Source organism: Roseivivax lentus, from assembly GCF_900156805.1.
GTDB classification, from domain to species: domain Bacteria; phylum Pseudomonadota; class Alphaproteobacteria; order Rhodobacterales; family Rhodobacteraceae; genus Roseivivax; species Roseivivax lentus.
In genome coordinates this window covers 1-19,643 of record NZ_FTOQ01000022.1, presented here as the reverse complement: position 1 = coordinate 19,643, position 19,643 = coordinate 1, and the positions used below count along the sequence as shown (strand labels likewise).

The window sequence follows — 19,643 nt, the reverse complement described above, 5'->3', positions numbered from 1 at the left end:
GTGACCGCTGCGGTCGCGCTGCCTTTCGGGATAGAACGTGGTATTGCGCCGCGGCCCGTGCGAGCACTCTTTCCACAGCGCACCCGACGCCGCCTGCGGATGCGAGGAAGTGGACAGCATGTCAACCCAGTCGAGCGAATCGTCCTTCGCCATCGTCGCCGCGACGGTGCCCAATCTGCCGGGCGCATCGCTGACGGTGGCCGCGGCCCGGGCAGGCCATCTCGGCCTGGTCGATGCGCAATATCTGTCGCTCGACACGGCGGCGGCCGCGGATCTTGCGGCGCAGCTTTCTGCCGGCGCGCCCGCGGGCTGGGGCCTGCGGGTCGATGCGATGCAGCTCCCCGCACTTCTCGACTCGCCGTTCCCGAGTGCAGCTGGCTTTTCCACGCTCTTGATTGCAGGCGATGCGGACAAGGTCGGAGCCAAGACGATGCGGGCTCTGCGCAAGGCAGCGCCGGGCTTGTCTGTCTGGCTGGAAGTCACTTCCGAGGCGGATCTTGCCTCGGTCAAGGCCATCGCGCCCGAGGCTATCGTCGCCAAGGGCAGCGAATCCGGCGGGCGTGTCGGCGACGAGACGAGCTTCATCTTGCTGCAGCGGCTTCTCAGCCGCACTGATCTGCCCTGTTTCGTGCAGGGTGGGGTCGGGGCCGACACCATCGCGGCCTTCCGCGTGGCCGGGGCCGCCGGTGTGATCCTCGACTGGCAGCTGACCCTTTTCGAGGCCGCGGGTGCTCCGGAGGACATGACCCGCATTCTGTCGCGCATGGATGGCAGCGAAACCCGCGTGCTGGCGGTCGACTCGGCCACCGGCTACCGCATCTTCTGGCGCGCCGATCATAAACCGGGACAAGCGCTCGAAGCGGTGTCGCACAGCGCGCCCGAGAAACTCGGAGCCGAAATCGCCGGGCGTCTGGCCGCAGATCCCGCCGCAGGGCCGTGGCTCACCGGCCAGGATGCCGCCCTCGCAGCCGGGCTGCTGCGCCGTTATGGCCGTCTCGGCGCCGCGCTTCGCAGACTCGAGATGCGTTCACGCAGCCAGATCGAGATCGCCGCATCACTTGCGCCGCTCTCCCCGGAAGCCCCGCTCGCCCGGGCGCATGGCACGCGCTTCCCGATCGTTCAGGGCCCGATGACGCGCGTCAGCGACCGCGCCGAGTTCGCGCTTGCGGTGGCCGAGAATGGTGCGCTGCCCTTTCTCGCCCTAGCGCTCATGCGTGGGCAGGAGGCGCAGGAGCTCGTGCGCGAGACCAAGGAAAGGCTGGGCGACAAGCCCTGGGGTGTCGGCATTCTTGGCTTTGTCGACGATGCGCTGCGTGAAGAGCAACTCGCGATCATCCTCGCGGCCAAGCCCGATTACGCCCTGATCGCGGGAGGACGCCCGGAACAGGCGCTCGCGCTCGAGAAAGCGGGCATTCCGACCTACCTGCACGTGCCCTCGCCGGGCCTGCTGACCGCGTTTTTACAACAGGGCGCGCGGCGATTCATCTTCGAGGGCCGCGAATGCGGCGGCCATGTGGGGCCGCGGACCTCGGCTATTCTGTGGCAACAGGCGCTCGACAGCCTGCGCGACTTCTACGGCGACAAGCCGATGGATTGCGACTTGCTGTTCGCAGGCGGTCTGCATGACGCGGCCTCTGCGGCGATGGTGTCGGTGCTGGCGGCCGATGCCTCACAGCAGGGCGCGCGGATCGGGGCTCTCATGGGCAGCGCCTATATTCTTACGCAAGAGGCCGTGGCCGCCGGGGCCGTGGTGCCGAAATATCAGGAACTGGTGCTCGGCATGTCCGGAACGGTGCTTCTGGAATCCGGGGTCGGCCATGCCACCCGCGTTGTCCAAAGCCCTATCGCCGAGGAATTCGCTCGCGAAAAGGCGCGTATGATCGGCGAAGGACTCGACCCCGACACGATCCGCGACAAACTCGAGAACCTCAGCATTGGCCGCTCGCGCGTTGCGGCCAAGGGCATCGACCGCAACCCCGATTTCGGCACCCGCGAGGGCGTCGAGAAATACATCGTCGTGTCGCCCGAAGATCAGCTGGCCTCCGGCGTCTACATGATCGGTCAAGTGGCCGGATTGCACCATGCCGACCTTTCGATGGCCGCGCTACATCTGGATGTGAGCGAGGCCTCGACCGACATGTTGCGTTCCGCCGCCAAGGCGCTCGGGCCCGAGACCGAGGTGCAAGAGCCGAGCGAGGGACTGCGCATCGCCATCACCGGCATGTCCACGATCCTGCCGAAAGCTCCGGAGCTGTCGCAATACTGGGAAAACATCCTCGACAAGGTGGATGCCATCGACGAAGTGCCCGAGCGGCGCTGGGATTGGCGGCGCTATTTCGATGCCGACCGCGATGCCGCCGACAAGGCCTACTCCAAGTGGGGCGGTTTCGTGGACGAAATCGCCTTCGACCCGATACGCTACGGCATCCCGCCCAATTCGGTCGCCCAAATCGAACCCCTGCAGATGCTAGCCCTAGAGATGGTGCGCAAGGCGCTCGAAGATGCCGGGTTCAAGGACGGTGTCATTCCTGACCCCGACCTGCGCCGGCGCACCTGCGTCGTGATCGGCGTGGGCGGCGGCGCGGCGCCTATGGGGCAGCAATATGCCGTACGCTCCTCGCTCAGCGCGCTTCTGGGTGAGCTGCCGGATGTGGCGCGTGACAAGCTGCCGGAATGGACCGAGGACAGCTTCCCGGGCATCCTGCTCAACGTGATCGCGGGCCGCGTGGCCAATCGCTTCGATTTGGGCGGCGTGAACTTCACCGTGGACGCCGCCTGCGGCTCGTCGCTCGCCGCTGTCCTCGCGGGCGTGCGCGAAATGGAGACGGGGGCTGCCGACATGGCCATCGTCGCGGGCGTCGATGCCTTCATGTCGCCATTCGACTTTATCGCGTTCTCCAAGACCCGGGCGCTGTCGCCGCGCGGGCGCTGCCGCACCTTTGACGAGAGCGCCGACGGCATCGCGATCTCGGAAGGGTTGGTGAGTCTCGTACTCCGGCCCCTGCCGGCGGCTGAAGCCGCGGGCGACCGGATCTATGCCGTCCTGCGCGGTGTGGCCGGGGCGTCCGACGGGCGCGATCTGTCGCTGACCGCACCGCGCCCCGAAGGCCAGCAGGAGACTTTGCGCCGGGCCTACGCCCATGCGGGCATTTCGCCAGCCTCGGTCGAGCTGGTCGAGGCCCATGGTACCGGCACCGTGGTCGGCGACCGCACCGAGATCGAGAGCCTGTCAGCGGTCTATTCCGAAGCCTCGGAGAACAAGCAATTCTGCGGCGTGGGCTCCGTGAAGTCGATGATCGGCCACACCAAGGCCGCTGCAGGTTGTGCGGGCATGGTCAAGATGGCGCTCGCGCTTCACCATAAGGTGATGCCACCCACGCTCAATGTCGAATCTCCGAGCCCTACGGCGAACTTCCCCGAAAGCCCGTTCTACGTTCTGGGCGCGGCGCGGCCCTGGCTCAAGACCTCCGATGCGCCGCGGCGCGCGGGCGTCTCGGCCTTCGGTTTCGGCGGCACGAATTTCCACGCCGTGCTCGAGGAATACCGCGGTGGCTACCTGCCGAGCCACCAGGAACCCTTCCGCAAGCACTGGTCGCATGAGCTACTGCTTTTCTCGGCTGCGGATAATGAGGCGCTGTCGCAGGCGCTCGCCCGCGCCGCCGAAGCGCTGGGCAGCACCCATGGCGACACGCCCCTGCACGATATCGCGGCAAGCCTCTCCAAGCGCTACGATGCCTCGGCGCCTGCGCGGTTCGCGCTTGTGAGCGGTAGCCATGCGGACGCGGCCGCGCGGCTTGCCCGTGCCGCAGGCACGCTTGGCGCGGGCGGCGATCTGCGCGAAGTCGACCCTCTCGGGGCCTTCGCGGCAACGGGTACACCGCTGACCAAGGATCAAGTCGCGTTCCTGTTCTCAGGGCAGGGTTCGCAATATCCCGACATGGCCGCGGGCCTCGCGATGCACTTCCCGCAGGTTCGTGCGTCTCTGGAAAGGGCTGGCCGGGAGCTTGAGGGCAAGCTTGACGCGCCCCTCTCCGAGGTGATCTTTCCGCGACCAGCCTTCTCCGAGGAGGAGAGCAAGGCTCATGCAGCCCGTCTGAAACAGACCGACCGGGCGCAACCTGCCATCGGCGCGGTGTCGCTCGCGATCCTGTCGCTCTTGCGTGATCTCGGAGCCGACGCCGGGGCCTATGCGGGCCACAGCTTCGGTGAGCTGACCGCGCTCTGCGCCGCCGGAGCCATGGACGATGCGGCGCTGGTGCGCCTTGCCCATGCGCGCGGCCACGCGATCATCCGCGAAGGGGGCGACGATCTCGGCTGCATGACCGCCGTGAGTGCCGATGCGCCGACGATCGAGGCGGCGACGTCAGGTCTCGAGGGCCTGACCATCGCCAATCTGAACGCGCCGAGCCAGACGGTGCTCGCAGGCTCAGACGTGGCCCTTGCCGCCGCCGAAGAGAAACTCGCCGCGGCGGGTATCCGCACTCGGCGTCTGCCGGTGCATTGCGCGTTCCATTCGGATTTCGTGGCCCCTGCGCGCGACCGGCTGGCCGAGGCCATCGCTGCCACGCCGCTCGCCGCCCCCGCCGCGCCGGTTTTTTCGAACGAGACCGCCGCGCCATATCCCGCTGATCCAGCGGCGATTTCGGAGCAACTCACGCGCCACCTCACAAGCCCGGTAAACTTCCAGGGCGAGGTCACGGCCATGCACGAAGCGGGCGCGCGGCTCTTCATCGAGGTTGGGCCCAATGCGGTCCTGTCGCGTCTCGCGGGACAGATCCTCGAGGGCAAAACGCATCTGGCGGTCGCCACCGACATCAATGGCCGCGACACGATGCAGCAGCTTCTAAGCGCGCTCGGCGCGATGTCCACCGCGGGTCTTCCGCTCGCGCTCAGCAAGCTGTTCGCCCGCCGGGCCAAGGACGATCTGGACGTGGTCAACTGGACCGCACCGAAATCCAATGCGCCCGCCCACAAGATGATTTGGATGCTCGATCCCGGCGGGGCACGGCCCAAGGACGGAGCGCGTCCGCGGATCGGCTTCTCGGCCAGGATCGAAGACGACGTGCCGTTGGCAGCCAAACACGAGGCTTCGATGACCCAGACTCCGCCTGCCGCTTCGGCCGCGTCTCCGGCATCCTCCGCGGTACCGGAGCAGCCCGGCCCGGTCGCGGCGGTGACACCGCCCGCCGCGCAGCCGACCGTGCCACTGCCGCAGGCCGCCGAGATCATGCAGCGCCACCACGAATTGGTGGGCCGTCTGCTCGACACCCATGCCGAAACGATGCGCCTCTTCCTTGCTGCGCAATCGGCGTCGTCAGGTTCCACACCGATATTGGCCGCGCCTGCCGCGTCGTCTCTGCAGACCACGCCTCAGATGGCCGTTCCGGTCCAGCAACCGGCTCCGGTCGCCGCACCGGAAACGGCCGCCGCCGTAGCACCGATCGCGACCCCCGAACCCGCAGCGCCCGCCGCGGCCCAGGTCACAGCCGGCGAGGCCATGCCCACCCGCGAGTCGGTCACCGCAAAGCTCCTCGAACTGCTCGCCGACCGGACCGGCTATCCCGCCGACATGCTCGCCCCCGATCTGAACCTCGAGGCCGACCTCGGCATCGACTCGATCAAGCGGGTCGAGATCCTCGCGAGCCTGCGCTTGGCCTTCCTCGCCGATGCGGGTGAGGCGGCGCATGAGAAGATGGGACCGGTCGCCAAGGAAAAGACCATCGACGGCATCGTTGCGCGGTTCATGGACGTGGCCGAGGCGGTCTCCGGTCCGGCGCCTGTGGCGTCGCCCGTTGCCGAAGCGGCACCCGTCGCACCCGCCATGCCCTCACGCGAGTCGGTCACCGCGAAGCTCCTTGAACTGCTCGCCGACCGGACCGGCTATCCCGCCGACATGCTCGCCCCCGATTTGAACCTCGAGGCCGACCTCGGCATCGACTCGATCAAGCGGATCGAGATACTTGCGAGCCTGCGCTTGGCCTTCCTCGCCGATGCAGGTGAGGCGGCGCATGAGAAGATGGGACCGGTCGCCAAGGAAAAGACCATCGACGGCATCGTTGCGCGGTTCATGGACGTGGCCGAGGCGGTCACGTGCAAGTCCGGCTCGGTTGTGCCTCTATCCGCACCGAAAGAGACAGAGGCCCCGATGCCTTCAGGCGATGCGCGCTATGTGATGGTCCCGGTCAAGGCCACGGTCCCGGTGCCGCAGGCCTGGGTAACAAAGGGCGGTCGCTACCTTCTCACCCGCGACAGGCAGGGCGTTGCCGACGCGCTGGCGGTTCGGATCGAGGCGGCGGGCGGCAAGACGCTCTGCCTTGATCCTGACGCGCTAAAGGATTCCGACAGCATTACGCGTGTTATTGGAGATATCTCTGAAATCGCAGGGATTTTCCATTGCGCAGACCTCCAGAGCGCCACCGGGTCCGGGCTCGATGCGGATGGCTCCATTGCCGCAATCCGTGGGGGCACGCGGACGCTTTATGCGCTGCTGACGTCGCTCGGTGCGGTCATCTCGCAGAGGTGCGGGCTGCGGGTGGTCGCGGTGACAGCTATGGGCGGCCAATTTGGCTTCGGTGCCGAAGCCCCTGCCGATCCGACACAGGCCGGCGCGCCGGGCGTGCTCAAGACGCTGGCCAAAGAATGGACCGACGCGCATGTTCGCGCGGTGGATCTGGAGCCCGGCCTGCCCGCATCCGCCGTGGCAGAGATCCTCTTCGACGAAGCGGGCCGTGGCGACGACCATGTGGAGATCGGCTGGCGCGCGGGCCAGCGTTGGCATCTCGCCGCCGAACGGCGCGCGGTGACGTTGCCCGAGACCCCGGTCGGCGCGGGCTTTCTGGACGACGGCGCGACGGTTCTGGTCACAGGTGGCGCGCGCGGAATCACCGCGACATGCGTCCTGTGGCTCGCCGAGCGCTACAAGGCGCGCTTCGTCATCCTCGGCTCCTCGCCCTTGCCGGAAGGCGCTGAATCCCCCGAAACCGCGGTGATCACAGATCCGGTGAAGCTGCGCGCTGCGCTGGCGCAGATGCCCGCAAAGGGTGGCGGTCGCCGCGCCATCGCGGAAATTGAGAGCGAGCACCGCGCCATTCTCAAAACCCGCGAGATCCGCAACACCTTCGCCCGGATCAAAGCCTTCGGCGGGCAGGTGGAATACCATGCCTGCGACGTGCGCGACCGCGCGGCGCTCAAGGCGGTAATCGACGATGTCTATGCCCGCCACGGTCAGATCGACGGCGTCATTCACGGGGCGGGGATCATCGAGGACCGATTGATCGTCGACAAGACGCTCGACAGCTATGACCGCGTGATGACCACCAAGGCGCATAGTGCGTTCTATCTGGCCGAGGCGCTCCGCCCAGATGCGCTGCGCTTCCTTGCCTTCTTCACCTCGGTCGCCGGACGTTTCGGCAATCGCGGGCAGAGCGATTACGGTGCGGCGAACGAGATTGTGTCGAAATTCGCCCGCACGCTCGACGCGGTTTGGCCCGGCCGCGTGGTGGCGTTGAGCTGGGGGCCTTGGGACTCCGGCGGAATGGTCTCGGATGAGATCAAGAAGCAGTTCACCGCCCTAGGGATCGAGGCGATCCAGCCCGATTTGGGCCGCCGCGCGCTCGAGGCCGAGCTTTCCTCGGAGCGCGACCGCGTGCCCGAAGTGGTCTGGGGCAATGGCCCCTGGGCCTGGGATTTCGACGGGCTGTCGCGCAGTGACAAGGATATCCGGGCGGCGGAATAATGACCGAACAGAGTGACATCTCGGCATCCGAGGCAGTGACCCCTCCGGAGCCTATCGCCATCGTCGGCATGGGCTGCGTCTATCCCAAGGCGCCCAATGTCGTGCAGTTCTGGCAGAACATTGTCGGCAAGGTCGATGCGGTGACCGACGCGCCCGCCGATTGGCGCAGCGATCTGTTTTTCGATCCCGACAGTTCCGAAAACGACCGGACCTATACCAATCGCGGTGGCTTCCTCGGCGATCTGGCGCGTTTCGATCCACTGCGCCACGGGGTCATGCCAAATTCGGTCGATGGCGGCGAGCCGGACCAGTTTCTAGCGCTCGAGATCGCTGCGGATGCGGTCGACGATGCCGAATTCGACGCCCGGCCCGTGCCGGGAGACCGGGTGGCGGTCATCCTCGGGCGGGGGACCTACATCAACCGCGGTTTCTCGAACGTGGTGCAGCACGGGGTGATGGTCGACCGGGTGCTGGCGATCCTGAGGCAGATGCATCCCGAGACATCCGACGCCGAATTGGCGCAGATCCGCGGCGAACTGAAAGCCTCGTTGCCGCCGTTCAATTCTGAGATGGCCGCGGCACTGGTGCCGAACCTCGTGACGGGCCGGATCTCGAACCGGCTCGATTTCCGCGGCACGAATTACATTGTCGATGCAGCCTGCGCATCGTCGCTGATTGCGCTCGAACGCGGCATCGCAGATCTACGCTCGGGCCAGTGCGATATGGCGCTTGTGGGGGGGGTACACGCCTCGACCCCGGCTCCGATCTTCCAGATCTTCAGCCAGCTTGGCGCGCTGTCGCGCAAAGGCCAGATCCGGCCCTTTTCGGCGGATGCGGACGGCACGCTTCTGGCAGAGGGGGTGGGCATTCTCTGCATCAAGCGGCTGTCGGATGCCGAAGCGGCGGGCGACAAGATCTATGCGCTGGTGCGCGGCGTCGGTGTGGCCAGCGACGGCAAAGGCATGTCGATCCTGGCCCCGCGCCTCGAAGGCGAGCGGCTGGCGATCCGGCGCGCCTATGAAGGGGCCGGGGTCGATCCGGCCTCGGTCGGCCTGATCGAGGCACATGGCACTGCGACCAGCGTCGGCGACGCGACCGAGATCGAGGCTCTGACCGCCGAATTCGGCCATCTGGACGGCCGCTGTGCGCTCGGCACGGTAAAATCCATGATCGGCCATTGCCTGCCTGCGTCGGGGTCGGCAGGTCTCATCAAGGCCGCGCTCGCCCTGCATCATCGGGTGCTGCCGCCGACGCTGGTGGACACCCCGTCGGACAGCCTCGGGATAGAAGGCACCGACTTTTACCTCAACACCGAGACGCGGCCATGGGTGCATGGGGCCGAAACGCCACGGCGGGCCGGCGTGAATGCCTTCGGCTTCGGCGGGATCAATGCCCATGCGGTGCTCGAGGAATACCGCCCGCAGGCCGAGCCCAAGCCTGCCGCGGCGCGCGAAACCGAGATGTTGGTTATCTCCGCCGCCGATCGCGATGCAGCCCCGGCGGCCATCGCAGAGCTTCGTTCCCGGATAGAAGCAGCGCCCAGCCTTGCCGCGCTGGCCCGGGAACTGGCCGAAGCGCCGCAGGAGGGCCGCTGCCGCATTGCGGTGGTGGCTGGCGACAAGGCGACCGCGGGCGATAACCTCGACCGTATCGAGACCGCGCTCGGCAAAAGCCGCGACCGGCTCCGCGACCGGCGCGGGGCTTATTTTTCCGCCGATCCGCTGGCCGAGACCGGCAAAGTGGCCTTCATGTTCCCCGGTGAAGGCAGCCAGTTCCGCGACATGCTTGCGCCGCTGATGCTGCATTATCCGCGGATGCGCGACTGGTTCGACGTTGCCGACGGTGTGCGCTACTCGGACCCGGCGCGCAAACGTCTCAGCGACGTTTTTTTCCCGCCCCCCCTGCAAGCAGAAACCGACGATGCGGTCTGGCGTATGGATGTAGGGCCCGAGGCGATCTTCTCGGCCAACATGGCGATGGCAACGCTCTTCAACCAGATCGGCCTCGCGGCCGATATGGCCGTGGGCCATTCGACTGGGGAATATTCCGCGCTATTCCTGGCAGGCGTGACCCGTCGCGATGACCCGGCCCAGCTGCGCCACGAGATCGCCGCGCTGAACGAAGTCTACGCCGCTGCCGAGACCGCGGGCGAGATCGCGGGCGGGGCGCTTTTCACCATCGGTCCCGTCGACAGCGAAACGCTGGCCGTCCGGATCGAGGGGCGCGCAGGTATCCATCTCGGCATGGACAATTGCCCTGGCCAGCAAGTTGTGGCGACGACGAGCGATGATGCCGCCGCCGAGGTCGAGGCGATGGCCCGCGAGCTTGGCGGTTATTGCGAACGGCTGCCCTTCGAGCGCGCTTATCACTGCCCGGCTTTCGCCGATTTCAGCACCCGGATGCGCGGCTTCCTTGACGGGCTGGATGTCCAGCCGCCCGCCTTGCAGGTCTATTCCTGCATGCACGCCGCCCCCTTTCCGCACGACCCCTCCGAGATCCGGGACTGGACCGCCGGGCAATGGGCGGCGCGAGTGCGTTTCACCGAGACGATCCAGCAGATGTACGAGGACGGCGCACGGATCTTTGTGGAATGCGGCCCGCGCAACAACTTGACGGCCTTCGCCAATGACATTCTGCGCAAAACCCCGCATCTCGCGGTGTCTGCGGACACGCCCGGCAGGACCGGGCTCGCGCAGCTTCACCACATGTGCGCGCAGCTTGCGGTCGAGGGTGTGGCGCTTGATCTGCTGGCGCTTTGCGATTGCGATGAACGAGCGGCTTCCGTGTCGCGCGCGACGCCGCTCAAGACCGGGCTGCAGCCGATGACGCTCAGCGACGAGACTGCCGAGCGACTGCGCGCCGCCCGGCCTGCGCCGGCCGAGCGCTCCGGGCCTCCTGCAAGCCCGCCGCCTAGCCCTGAAGCACCGCCTTATCCTGATGCTCTCCAACCGGCAGCAGCGGCGTCCCGGGTTGCGTCGGGGGACATGGACCAGCTCATGGCGAGCTATTTCCAGACTATGGAGAAGTTCGTATCGACGGAACGTGCGGTCATGTCGGCATTCCTTGGTGGGGCGGCGACGGTGCCCGCCGCACCGACGGCTCCCGACGCACCAAGTACCGCAACCGCCAGCACCCGCTTCCCGATGCTGTCCGAGATCACCCACGGCCCGGACGGGCGGACGCTCTCGGCCATCGTGTCGCTGACCCATGAGCGTGCGCTGTACCTTGCCGATCACTCCTTCGGGCGCGCCGTGTCCGAAGCGGACCCGGACCGCCACGGCCAGAGCGTCGTGCCACTGACCTTCACCATGGAGATCCTGGCCGAGACTGCCGCGGCGCTGCGCCCCGATCTCGTGGTGATAGGCATGGACGAGGTGCGCGCATCGCGCTGGATCACGGTGCCGGACGGGGCCGAGACTCGGCTCGAGGCGACCGCCGAGATGCGCAGCGACGGGGCAGAGACCACGATCCGCGCCCGCGTCCGCCGCGTCGGGTCCGAGGCCATTCGGCCCGTCATCGCCGAGGCTGATATCCGTCTCGCGCCGCGCCGCGCCGCCCCGCCCATCGCGCCGCTGATGCCGCATGGCACGGTGCGCAACGTGCGTTGGTCGCAAGCGGAGATCTACGAGCGGATCATGTTCCATGGACCCAAGCTGCAAGCGGTCGCCAATATGGACCTCGTGGCCGAGGATGCCGCCGAGGGAGATCTCGTGGGTATGGCCCAGGACAAGCTCTTTGCGGGCATGCCCGCGCCCGCCTTCGAGATCGACGCAATCACCCTCGATGCGGTGGGTCAGCTCGTCGGCGTCTGGTCCGCCGAGATGCTCGATGAGGCGTTCCACATCTTCCCGTTCCGGGTTGAGGCGCTGGAGATCTTCCGCGACCGTCTCGCGCCGGGCGAGGTGGCGCGCTGCCGGTCGGCGATTACGCTACTCGGCAATGACGAGATGCGCTCGGATATCGACGTGGTGACCGCCGACGGACATCTGCAATGCCGCATCTCGGGCTGGTGGGACAAGCGCTTCGACCTGCCCGAGCGCTTCTTCGCCGCGCGGCTCGATCCGGCACAAAACGCCGTCTCCGAGACATTGAGCGCCCCTGCAGACCTGCCCGGCCTTGCGCTGACGCTGACCGATTGCCTGACCGAGGATCTGCTCGACGGCAGTGGCGGGATCTGGACCGACGTTGTGGCAGGGCTGACCCTCTCGCCGGAAGAGACTCAACGCTGGCAGGCGCAGGCGGGTAACCCCGCTGCAGCGCGCTTCGGCTGGCTGCGCGGTCGCGTAGCGGTCAAGGATGCGGTCCGCGTCTGGCGCGACGGGGCGGTCTTTCCGGCCGATCTCAACATTGCCAATCACGATAGCGGCGCGCCGTATCTGGCGGCGGGCTGGCCTGCGGATTGGGGTGCGGCTCCGCGAATCTCCTTGACCCATACCGGCGCCGTTGCGCTCGCCGTGGCCGCCGATCCCGCGCGCTACGCGGGGATCGGCATCGATGCCGAATATATCTCGCCGCGAAACGATGCTTTTATCGCCACGGCCTTCACATCGGCGGAGAACGACGTCCTGACGGCGCTTGAGCTTCCCCGGGATCAGGCGGTAGCGTACCTATGGACCGCGAAAGAGGCGGCGGCCAAAAGCTTGGGCGAAGGTATCGACGCGATGTTCGACCGGCTGCAGGTCCGCCACGTGGATCGTGCCGGCAAGGCCGTCACGGTTCGGGACGGGCAGACGGGGCAGAACGTGACCGTTCGCCTGATCGAGGGATTGAAAGAGGGACTCGTCGTCGCCCTGGCCACCCGGCCCGCGACGGCTTCGCATTAAGGGAACATGTGTATGGCAATCACCATCGAGACAGCCGAGGCTGCGCTGCGTAGCATTTTCGAGGATCTCGCGGAGGATCTCGAGGCGGATGTGGTCGAGTTCGACCGCGACACCAAGCTTCTCGATCTCGGCATGGAATCGATCAGCCTCATTTACCTGATCTCGGAGCTGCAGCAGCATTTCGAGCTTGGCGACCGGTTGTTCCAGCACCTGCGCGAAAGCGACCGTTTGCTCAAAGACATGGATATGGGCGACATCCTGTCGGGCCTCGTGGCGGTCAGCGCCGAGGAGCCCAGCGATGCCTGAACACAGCGTCAAAACCCTTCTGATCGGCCTCGACGGCGCGACCTACGACATTCTCGATCCGCTGGTGGCCGAAGGGCACATGCCCAATCTCAAGCGCATCATGGTGGGCGGTTGCAGGGCGATCCTGCGCTCGACAATGCACCCCCTGACCCCGCCCGCCTGGGCCACGCTGATGACTGGCCGCACGCCGGGGAATCACGGTATTTTCGACTTCATCAAGGTTGACCGGAAGGCGGGCAAGCCGACCTACACGCTCGCCACCTCGGCGGACCTCAAGGTGCCGACCATCTGGCAGATCGCCAGCGAGGCGGGCCAGCGCGTGACCTCGCTCAATTATCCCACGATGTTCCCGGTCAAACCCGTGGACGGTGTGGTGATCCCCGGCTACGTGCCGTGGTCCTATCTCGGTCGCGCGATCTATCCGAAAGCCGCTTTCAAAATGCTCAAGGAAAAGGGCGTCTTCAAAGCCCGCGAGATGTCCACCGATTGGCAGCATGAGCGCAAGGCGGTGCAGGGCCTGGCCGAGAACGACCTGCAGGACTGGGTGCAGTTCCACATCACTCGCGAGAACCGCTGGCAGGAGATCCTGATGACGCTGATGGACGAGGAGCCCGCGGAGCTGACCTCGGTCTTGTTCGACGGCGTCGATCGGATTCAGCATCTCTGCTACCACCTGATCGATCCCGAGACCCGCGACGATTATGACACCGAGGCATCGAGAAAGGCCAGCGATCTGGCGTTGTCCTATTACCGCGATGTGGACCGATATATCGGCGAGATGATCGAGAAGGCTGGACCCGAGGCGCGGGTGCTCATCGTGTCGGATCACGGATTCACCCGCTCGGGCAAGCGGATCTTCTATGCCAATACCTGGCTCGAGGGCCTCGGTCTGTTGCAGTGGAAGCCCGATGTGCCGATGGACGATCAGGGCCGCGTGGCGCTCGACGAGAACACCGAGGCAAGCACGCTGATCGATTGGGACGCGACCAAGGCTTACTCGCTGTCCTCCTCGTCGAATGCGATTTTCATCCGTGTCGCCTCGGAGGACGATCCAGGTGGCGTTGCGCCGGAGGAATACGAGACCTTCCGCGACAAGCTCACCGTGCAGCTCAAGGCGCTGCGTGACCCCGAGACGGGCCGGGCGGTGGTCAAGGACGTCTTCACCCGCGAACAGGCCTTCCCCGGCACCGAGATGGCCGGCGCGCCGGATCTGACCCTACAGCTTGCGGACTACTCCTTCCTGTCGGTGCTGCGCGCCGATGCGCCGATCAAGGATCGCAAGATACCGTATGCGACGCATCATCCCGACGGCATCATCATCGGCTATGGCCCGGGGATGCGCGCGGGCGAAGAGGTCGCGCCGATGTTCATCGCGGACGTGGCCCCAACCGTGCTCTATTCCATGGGACTCGAGATCCCACGTTCGATGGAGGGCAAGCTGGCACAAGGGCTCTTTGCACCCGAGACGCTCGAGGCAACGCCGCCGGCCTATACTGCCGACAAGACCGGTGCAGGCGCGGGCAAGCAGGAGACCCTCTCGGCCGATGCCGAGGCACAGATCCGCGAGCGTCTGAAGGCGCTGGGCTACCTCTGAGCCCGCCATGCCCCGGATCGAACTCAATGGAACGCGATTTCACTACCAGCAGATGGGCGAGGGGTCGGACATCGTCCTGATCCACGGCCTGTCGAGCAATATCGCGTTCTGGTGGGGGGCGATTGCGCCGCGGCTGGCGCAGCATTTCCGGGTCACTGCGGTCGATCTCAAGGGCCACGGCTTTTCCGGCATGACCGAACGCGGCTACGGAGCCGCGAATCTCGGGCAGGATGTGCTGCACCTGCTCGACCATCTGGGCATCACCCGGGCAGCGCTGGTCGGCCACTCCTATGGCGGCGCGATTGCCCTTGCGGTAGCCGTCGGACAAGGCCGCCGCGTCGCACATCTGACGCTGGCCGATGCCTGGGTGCCAAGCCTGCAGGAGCAGTTCCACAGCCCCAATCCGCGCGCCTGGGCCGCTCTGCGCCGGCGGCTCAGCCTCCGCGGCATCCATATCGAAAGCGACATGCCGCGAGTGATGATGGCCTTCCTCGAAGAGCTCGTCGACATGCCCGAGGGCGAGACCGGGGCCCGCGAAGCGCTGCAGCGCTTTGCCGACTGGCAGCCGGGCCAGCCCGCGCCGCACGGCATGCGCAAATGGCGCAGGCTGATGGCCTCGACCCATGCCTGGAAAGAGGTCAACCAGACGACCGATCTCGAACCCGAGCGCATCGCAGCGCTGCCCATGCCGGTCACGGTGATCTATGGCCAGCGATCGCGCTATACCCAAACGCGGGATGCGCTGCGCAGGCTTCTGCCCAAGGCGCGCTGCCTGGACGTGCAGGGTGGTCATTATTTCCCGGTCATGCGGCCGGATATGCTGACGAACGCAATCGTCGAGGACGCCGCGGTGATCGACCGTGCCGTCGCGCTGGACGCGCCAGCGTCGCGCGCCATCGAACAAGAACCCGAAGAAGAAGGTTACATGAATGGCTAATGATGGCGGAAACGGCAAAAGGCCGGGCCAGGGGACGGGTCTGACGAGCAGCCACTTTCGCAAGATCGCCAAGAACGGCGTCGGCGATCCGGACAACGCCTATGTGCACGGCATGGAGTTCTTCGAGGGTCGGCTTTATTGCGGCATGACCCGCAATTCCTTCAAGCTTCTCAAGCTCTTCCCGCCGATTGACCCGCCCGCGCTCGATCCCTGGCCGGTCGATGTGCCCGACAAGGTGCAGGATCTCGACATGCAGGGTCAGATCTGGCGTTGGACGCCCGGCGAAGACAGCTGGGAGATGGCTTACCGCTCGCCGATGATCCCCGGCAAGCAGGGCGAGCCCGCCCCGCGCGATCTCGGCTACCGCGGCATGAAGGTCTTCCAGGGGGCCTCGGACAGCAAACCGAACCTCTATGTCTCGACCATGTCCACGGTGCTGCGCGGCTGCGCGGCGCATGTGCTGCGCTCCGAGGACGGCTTGAATTTCGAGCCTGCCTCCGAGCCCGGCATCGGCAATGACCGGATCTCGACCTTCCGCGAGCTCGTCTCCTTCGACGGCTATCTCTATGCCCCGCCCGCGGGCGAGGGCATCCAATTCAACTCGAACCGCACCGGCGTTCTGATGCGGTCGAAAGACCCCAAACCCGGCAATTGGGAAGTGGCGGGCGATCTGGGCTTCGGCGATCCGAACAACAACGGCATCTTCATGATGACCCAGGCGAACGGCCAGCTCTACGCGGGCACTTTCAACCATTTCGAAGGCTACCAGATCTGGACCACGCCGCCCTGCGGTGACGGCCCCTTGCAATGGCGCAAGGTGATCGACCGCGGCGCGCATCGCGGCCCCCTGTCCGAGATTGCCATGGGCATGTGCGAGTTCAACGGCGCGCTCTATGTGGGCTCCTCGATCCAGAACGGCGGCTATGACCGCACCAACCTCGTCGGCCCCGGCGCGGGCGAGATCATCCGCATCTGGCCCGATGACAGCTGGGATCTGCTGGTGGGCATGCCCCGCGACACGCCGGACGGGATGAAATACCCACTCTCGGGCCTTGGCCCCGGCTTCGACAACATCTTCGCGGGTTATACTTGGCGGATGTGCGAGCACGACGGCTGGCTCTATGTCACCACCTTCGACTGGAGCGTCTTTTTGCAATACGCGCACCGCCCGTCGCCCACATCGCGCCGCCTTCTGAACGGGATCGGTTTCGATCAGCTGACGGAAGTGGGCGGCGGCTTCGAGATGTGGCGCACCAAGGACGGCGTCAACTGGATGCCGGTCACGCTCAACGGCATGGACAACCCTTACAATTACGGCGGCCGGACCATGGTTTCGACGCCCGAAGGCCTCGCCTTGGGTAGCGCCAACCCGTTCGGCGGCCCGAGTCCTGCGAAATTCGCCTCGCGCTGGGAATACCACCAGAACCCCGATGGCGGCACCGAGGTGTTCATCGGCAATGCCGAGAAGGAGGCCTACGAGCTGCCTGCGCCCAAAGCCGCCGAGACCGAGGTCGAGAGCAAGGCCCAGGATAAAGGCTGCGACATCGCGATCACAGGGGCCACGGGTTATATCGGCAAGCATCTTCTGCCGCGGCTTCTCGACCGCGGTTACCGGGTGCGGGTGCTGGTGATGCCCGGCACCGAGACCGACCTCGTGCGCCGCGACGAGGTCGAGGTTGTCACCGGCGGGCTTGAGGACACAGATGCTCTGGCGGCGCTGGTCAAAGACGCGCGCGTGGTGCTGCACATGGCGGCACGGCTCGCCGGGACGTGTTCGGTGCCGGATCTGCGGCGCACCAACGTGCAGGGCACCCACGACCTGCTGCGCGCCTGCGACGGGTCCGAGACCCTCGAACGGGTGGTGTTCTCGAGCTCGGTCGCGGTCTACCAGAACCAGTTCAACGAAAAGGAATGGCCGATCCACGAAAGCCACGCTTTGCGGGTCGATGGCGGCCACGACCTCGCCGATTACGGAATGTCCAAGATCGCGGGCGAGAACCTCGTGCGCCACTACGCCAAGCGCGGCAGCTACGAACACGCCATCCTGCGCTTTGCGCTGGTCTACGGGATCGGCGATCCTCTGTTCGACCCGATCGTGCGCGACCGGGCTCCGAACCCCAGTTTCGGCAAAGGCCAGCAGGGCGAGCAGCACCGTCAGTTCGTCTATGTGGACGACGCGGTCGAGGCGATACTGCGTACCTGTTTCGAAGCCGGTGCCAAGGACGGAACGTTCAACGTGGCCGGCCCCGACACGGTGACCTATGCCACGGTCGGGCGGCTGACCCGGATCGCAATCGGCAACGCCACCCATGACGACCATACCCCCGACCAGACACGGATTTGGGGGCGCTACATGCGCCAATACGAGATCGGCAACGCCAAGGCGCATCTGGGCTTCACCCCGTCGGTCAACGTCTTCGAAGGCGTCCGCCGCCTTGTCGAGGCGGCCCAGAAGGACGGCGCGCTGCCCGATCCGGGCCATGCCAGCCGCACCATGCCGGTGCCACCGGCGCTTGCACCTTCTGAGCCGACCGTGAGCCCGAGGCACGCGGTGCACGAAGCGATCGAGACTGCCTCGCAGGAGCCCGACAAACTTTTTTCCGCGACTTGATCGAAACGAAACGCTCTAAGTCGCAATAATTTAAGCTCGAAAACTCAGAAACGGGTTCAAAGCATTTTCAAGGGAGGTGGCGGCGATGCCAAACACAGAAGAAGCGCAACAATGGCGGCCCAATGTTTCGCAGGTTGCCCAGGATGACAGCGAGCGCATGAATTTCGTGCGGGGGCTTATGCGCGACGGGCGCACCGCAGAGGCGCAGGCCGAGCTGACCGATATGCTCGCACGCGATCCCCAGAATACGCGGATCATGCTGACCCTCGCGATCAGCCATCTGCGCAGCAACGAACTCGAACAGGCCGCGGCCGTGCTCGAGCAACTGATGCGGGTCGATCCCAAGAACCGCATGGGGCCGCTCTTGGCGGCGAGCGTGGGGCTACGCGGCGGCAATGCGGAATACGCCGAGACGCATTATCAGAAGGCGCTGCAGGCCGACCCGACCTCGATCCCGGCGCTGACGGGGCTTGCCTCGCTGCACGAGCAGCAGAACCATCTCGATCAGGCGGTCGAAGTTCTGAGCCACGCGATCTCGCTCAATCCCGAATCCGCCGCCATCCGCCGGCAGATGGCGCGGCTCCTGGCCAAGCGCGACGATCCGGGCGGTGCGGCGGTGCATCTGCGCCACGCGCTCGACACGCATCCCAAGGACGTGCGTACGGCGACTGCGCTCGCGCGGCTGCATTTCCAGAACGACGAGACCGGTGCCGCAATCAAAGTGGTCGAAGAGACCCTTGTTCATTCGCCGGACAGCCGGCCGCTCTTGCAGCTTCTCGGCACGCTCAAAATAGCCACGCGGGATTACGCCGCCGCAGAGATGGCGCTCGGCAAGGTGCTGGAGGCTGCCGAGCCGCAGCGCGGGCTCAGCAATGTGCGCATCGCCATGGCCCGCGCGCTCATCCCGCAAAAGAAGCTGACCGAAGCGCGGGCCATGCTTGCTCAGGTGAACCGGCGCAACCTTCTGCCGGTGGTACAGCGTCTTTACGGCGATGCCTTTGCTGCAGAGAGCCGCTTTGAAGATGCAGAGAACAGCTACCGCTCCTCGATGATCCACATGCCGGAGGGCGAGGAAGCAATAGCGCGGGTCGAGCAGGCCAAGGCGGTGCTGAAATCGCCCGATGGCAAGGCGGTTCTGCAGATCTACGAGGCCGAATTCGCCAACTTGCGCGAGAGCTTCCACGCAAAAGCCCAGAAGCGCCGCGAGGAGGGGGTCTCGGCCGAGCAGCTCAAGGACATGGCCGAGCGCCGCCAGCAGCGTCGCATGCGGCGGCGTCAGATGATGATGGAGCAGCTGCGCAACCGTGGCGCTCAGGGCTTCGGGCGCGGTGGCTTCGGTCGCCAATCCAACTGACAAGTCGACAGTGGGGCCGCAACGCGCGGCCCCGTTTGGAGGACGGTCGAGACTGTCGCCAATCCGCCGAACGGTCCTGCTTGGGCGACGGGCAGCCCCATCCGACTTGAGGCCGCGCGACTGCGGGCAGAGTACCTGTCGCAAAGCGCTTCCATTTTCCGCTTGCCGTCAAACGGATGCGCGGGCCCTTAGAGCGAGTTGCGTTCAATCAGTTTCATAGCCTGCGGCCTTGAAGAAGTTGTAGCACTCTTCCTCAGTGAAGAGATCGCAGACATTGCCAACG

7 protein-coding genes are annotated in these 19,643 nt (G+C 66.0%); all 7 read left to right on the top strand.

All coding sequences use genetic code 11. The annotated features are described in order from the left end of the window. Positions 1-118: 118 nt before the first annotated feature. The 7 genes from BW990_RS19375 to BW990_RS19345 all read left to right on the top strand — a co-directional run bounded on the left by BW990_RS19375 (position 119) and on the right by BW990_RS19345 (position 19,360). Positions 119-7,735 (top strand): type I polyketide synthase, encoded by a 7,617-nt coding sequence (locus tag BW990_RS19375; RefSeq protein WP_076450870.1) that lies wholly within the window; start codon positions 119-121, stop codon positions 7,733-7,735. Further along, positions 7,735-12,558 carry a type I polyketide synthase gene (locus BW990_RS19370; protein ID WP_076450867.1) on the top strand — a complete coding sequence of 1,608 codons (4,824 nt, stop codon included), beginning with the start codon at positions 7,735-7,737 and terminating at the stop codon, positions 12,556-12,558. The genes BW990_RS19375 and BW990_RS19370 overlap by 1 nt, the downstream gene beginning before the upstream one ends. 12 nt (positions 12,559-12,570) lie before the next feature. Further along, positions 12,571-12,864, top strand: a complete 294-nt coding sequence (locus BW990_RS19365; protein WP_076450865.1) for an acyl carrier protein — start codon at positions 12,571-12,573, stop codon at positions 12,862-12,864. Further along, a complete protein-coding gene (locus BW990_RS19360; protein WP_076450862.1) occupies positions 12,857-14,458 on the top strand; it encodes an alkaline phosphatase family protein in 1,602 nt (533 codons plus the stop codon). The genes BW990_RS19365 and BW990_RS19360 overlap by 8 nt, the downstream gene beginning before the upstream one ends. 7 nt (positions 14,459-14,465) lie before the next feature. Continuing rightward, positions 14,466-15,395, top strand: a complete 930-nt coding sequence (locus tag BW990_RS19355; RefSeq protein WP_083950734.1) for an alpha/beta fold hydrolase — start codon at positions 14,466-14,468, stop codon at positions 15,393-15,395. Further along, positions 15,388-18,006: an NAD-dependent epimerase/dehydratase family protein gene (locus BW990_RS19350; protein WP_083950733.1), complete on the top strand. Its 2,619-nt coding sequence runs from the start codon at positions 15,388-15,390 to the stop codon at positions 18,004-18,006. The genes BW990_RS19355 and BW990_RS19350 overlap by 8 nt, the downstream gene beginning before the upstream one ends. An 85-nt stretch (positions 18,007-18,091) precedes the next feature. Continuing rightward, a complete protein-coding gene (locus BW990_RS19345) occupies positions 18,092-19,360 on the top strand; it encodes a tetratricopeptide repeat protein (RefSeq protein ID WP_076450860.1) in 1,269 nt (422 codons plus the stop codon). Positions 19,361-19,643: the final 283 nt, after the last annotated feature.

Bases quoted from the DNA above. Each gene is read 5' to 3' on its own strand.
- BW990_RS19375 (WP_076450870.1), top strand. From the start codon at position 119: ATGTCAACCCAGTCGAGCGAATCGTCCTTCGCCATCGTCGCCGCGACG.
- BW990_RS19370 (WP_076450867.1), top strand. From the start codon at position 7,735: ATGACCGAACAGAGTGACATCTCGGCATCCGAGGCAGTGACCCCTCCG.
- BW990_RS19365 (WP_076450865.1), top strand. From the start codon at position 12,571: ATGGCAATCACCATCGAGACAGCCGAGGCTGCGCTGCGTAGCATTTTC.
- BW990_RS19360 (WP_076450862.1), top strand. From the start codon at position 12,857: ATGCCTGAACACAGCGTCAAAACCCTTCTGATCGGCCTCGACGGCGCG.
- BW990_RS19355 (WP_083950734.1), top strand. From the start codon at position 14,466: ATGCCCCGGATCGAACTCAATGGAACGCGATTTCACTACCAGCAGATG.
- BW990_RS19350 (WP_083950733.1), top strand. From the start codon at position 15,388: ATGGCTAATGATGGCGGAAACGGCAAAAGGCCGGGCCAGGGGACGGGT.
- BW990_RS19345 (WP_076450860.1), top strand. From the start codon at position 18,092: ATGCCAAACACAGAAGAAGCGCAACAATGGCGGCCCAATGTTTCGCAG.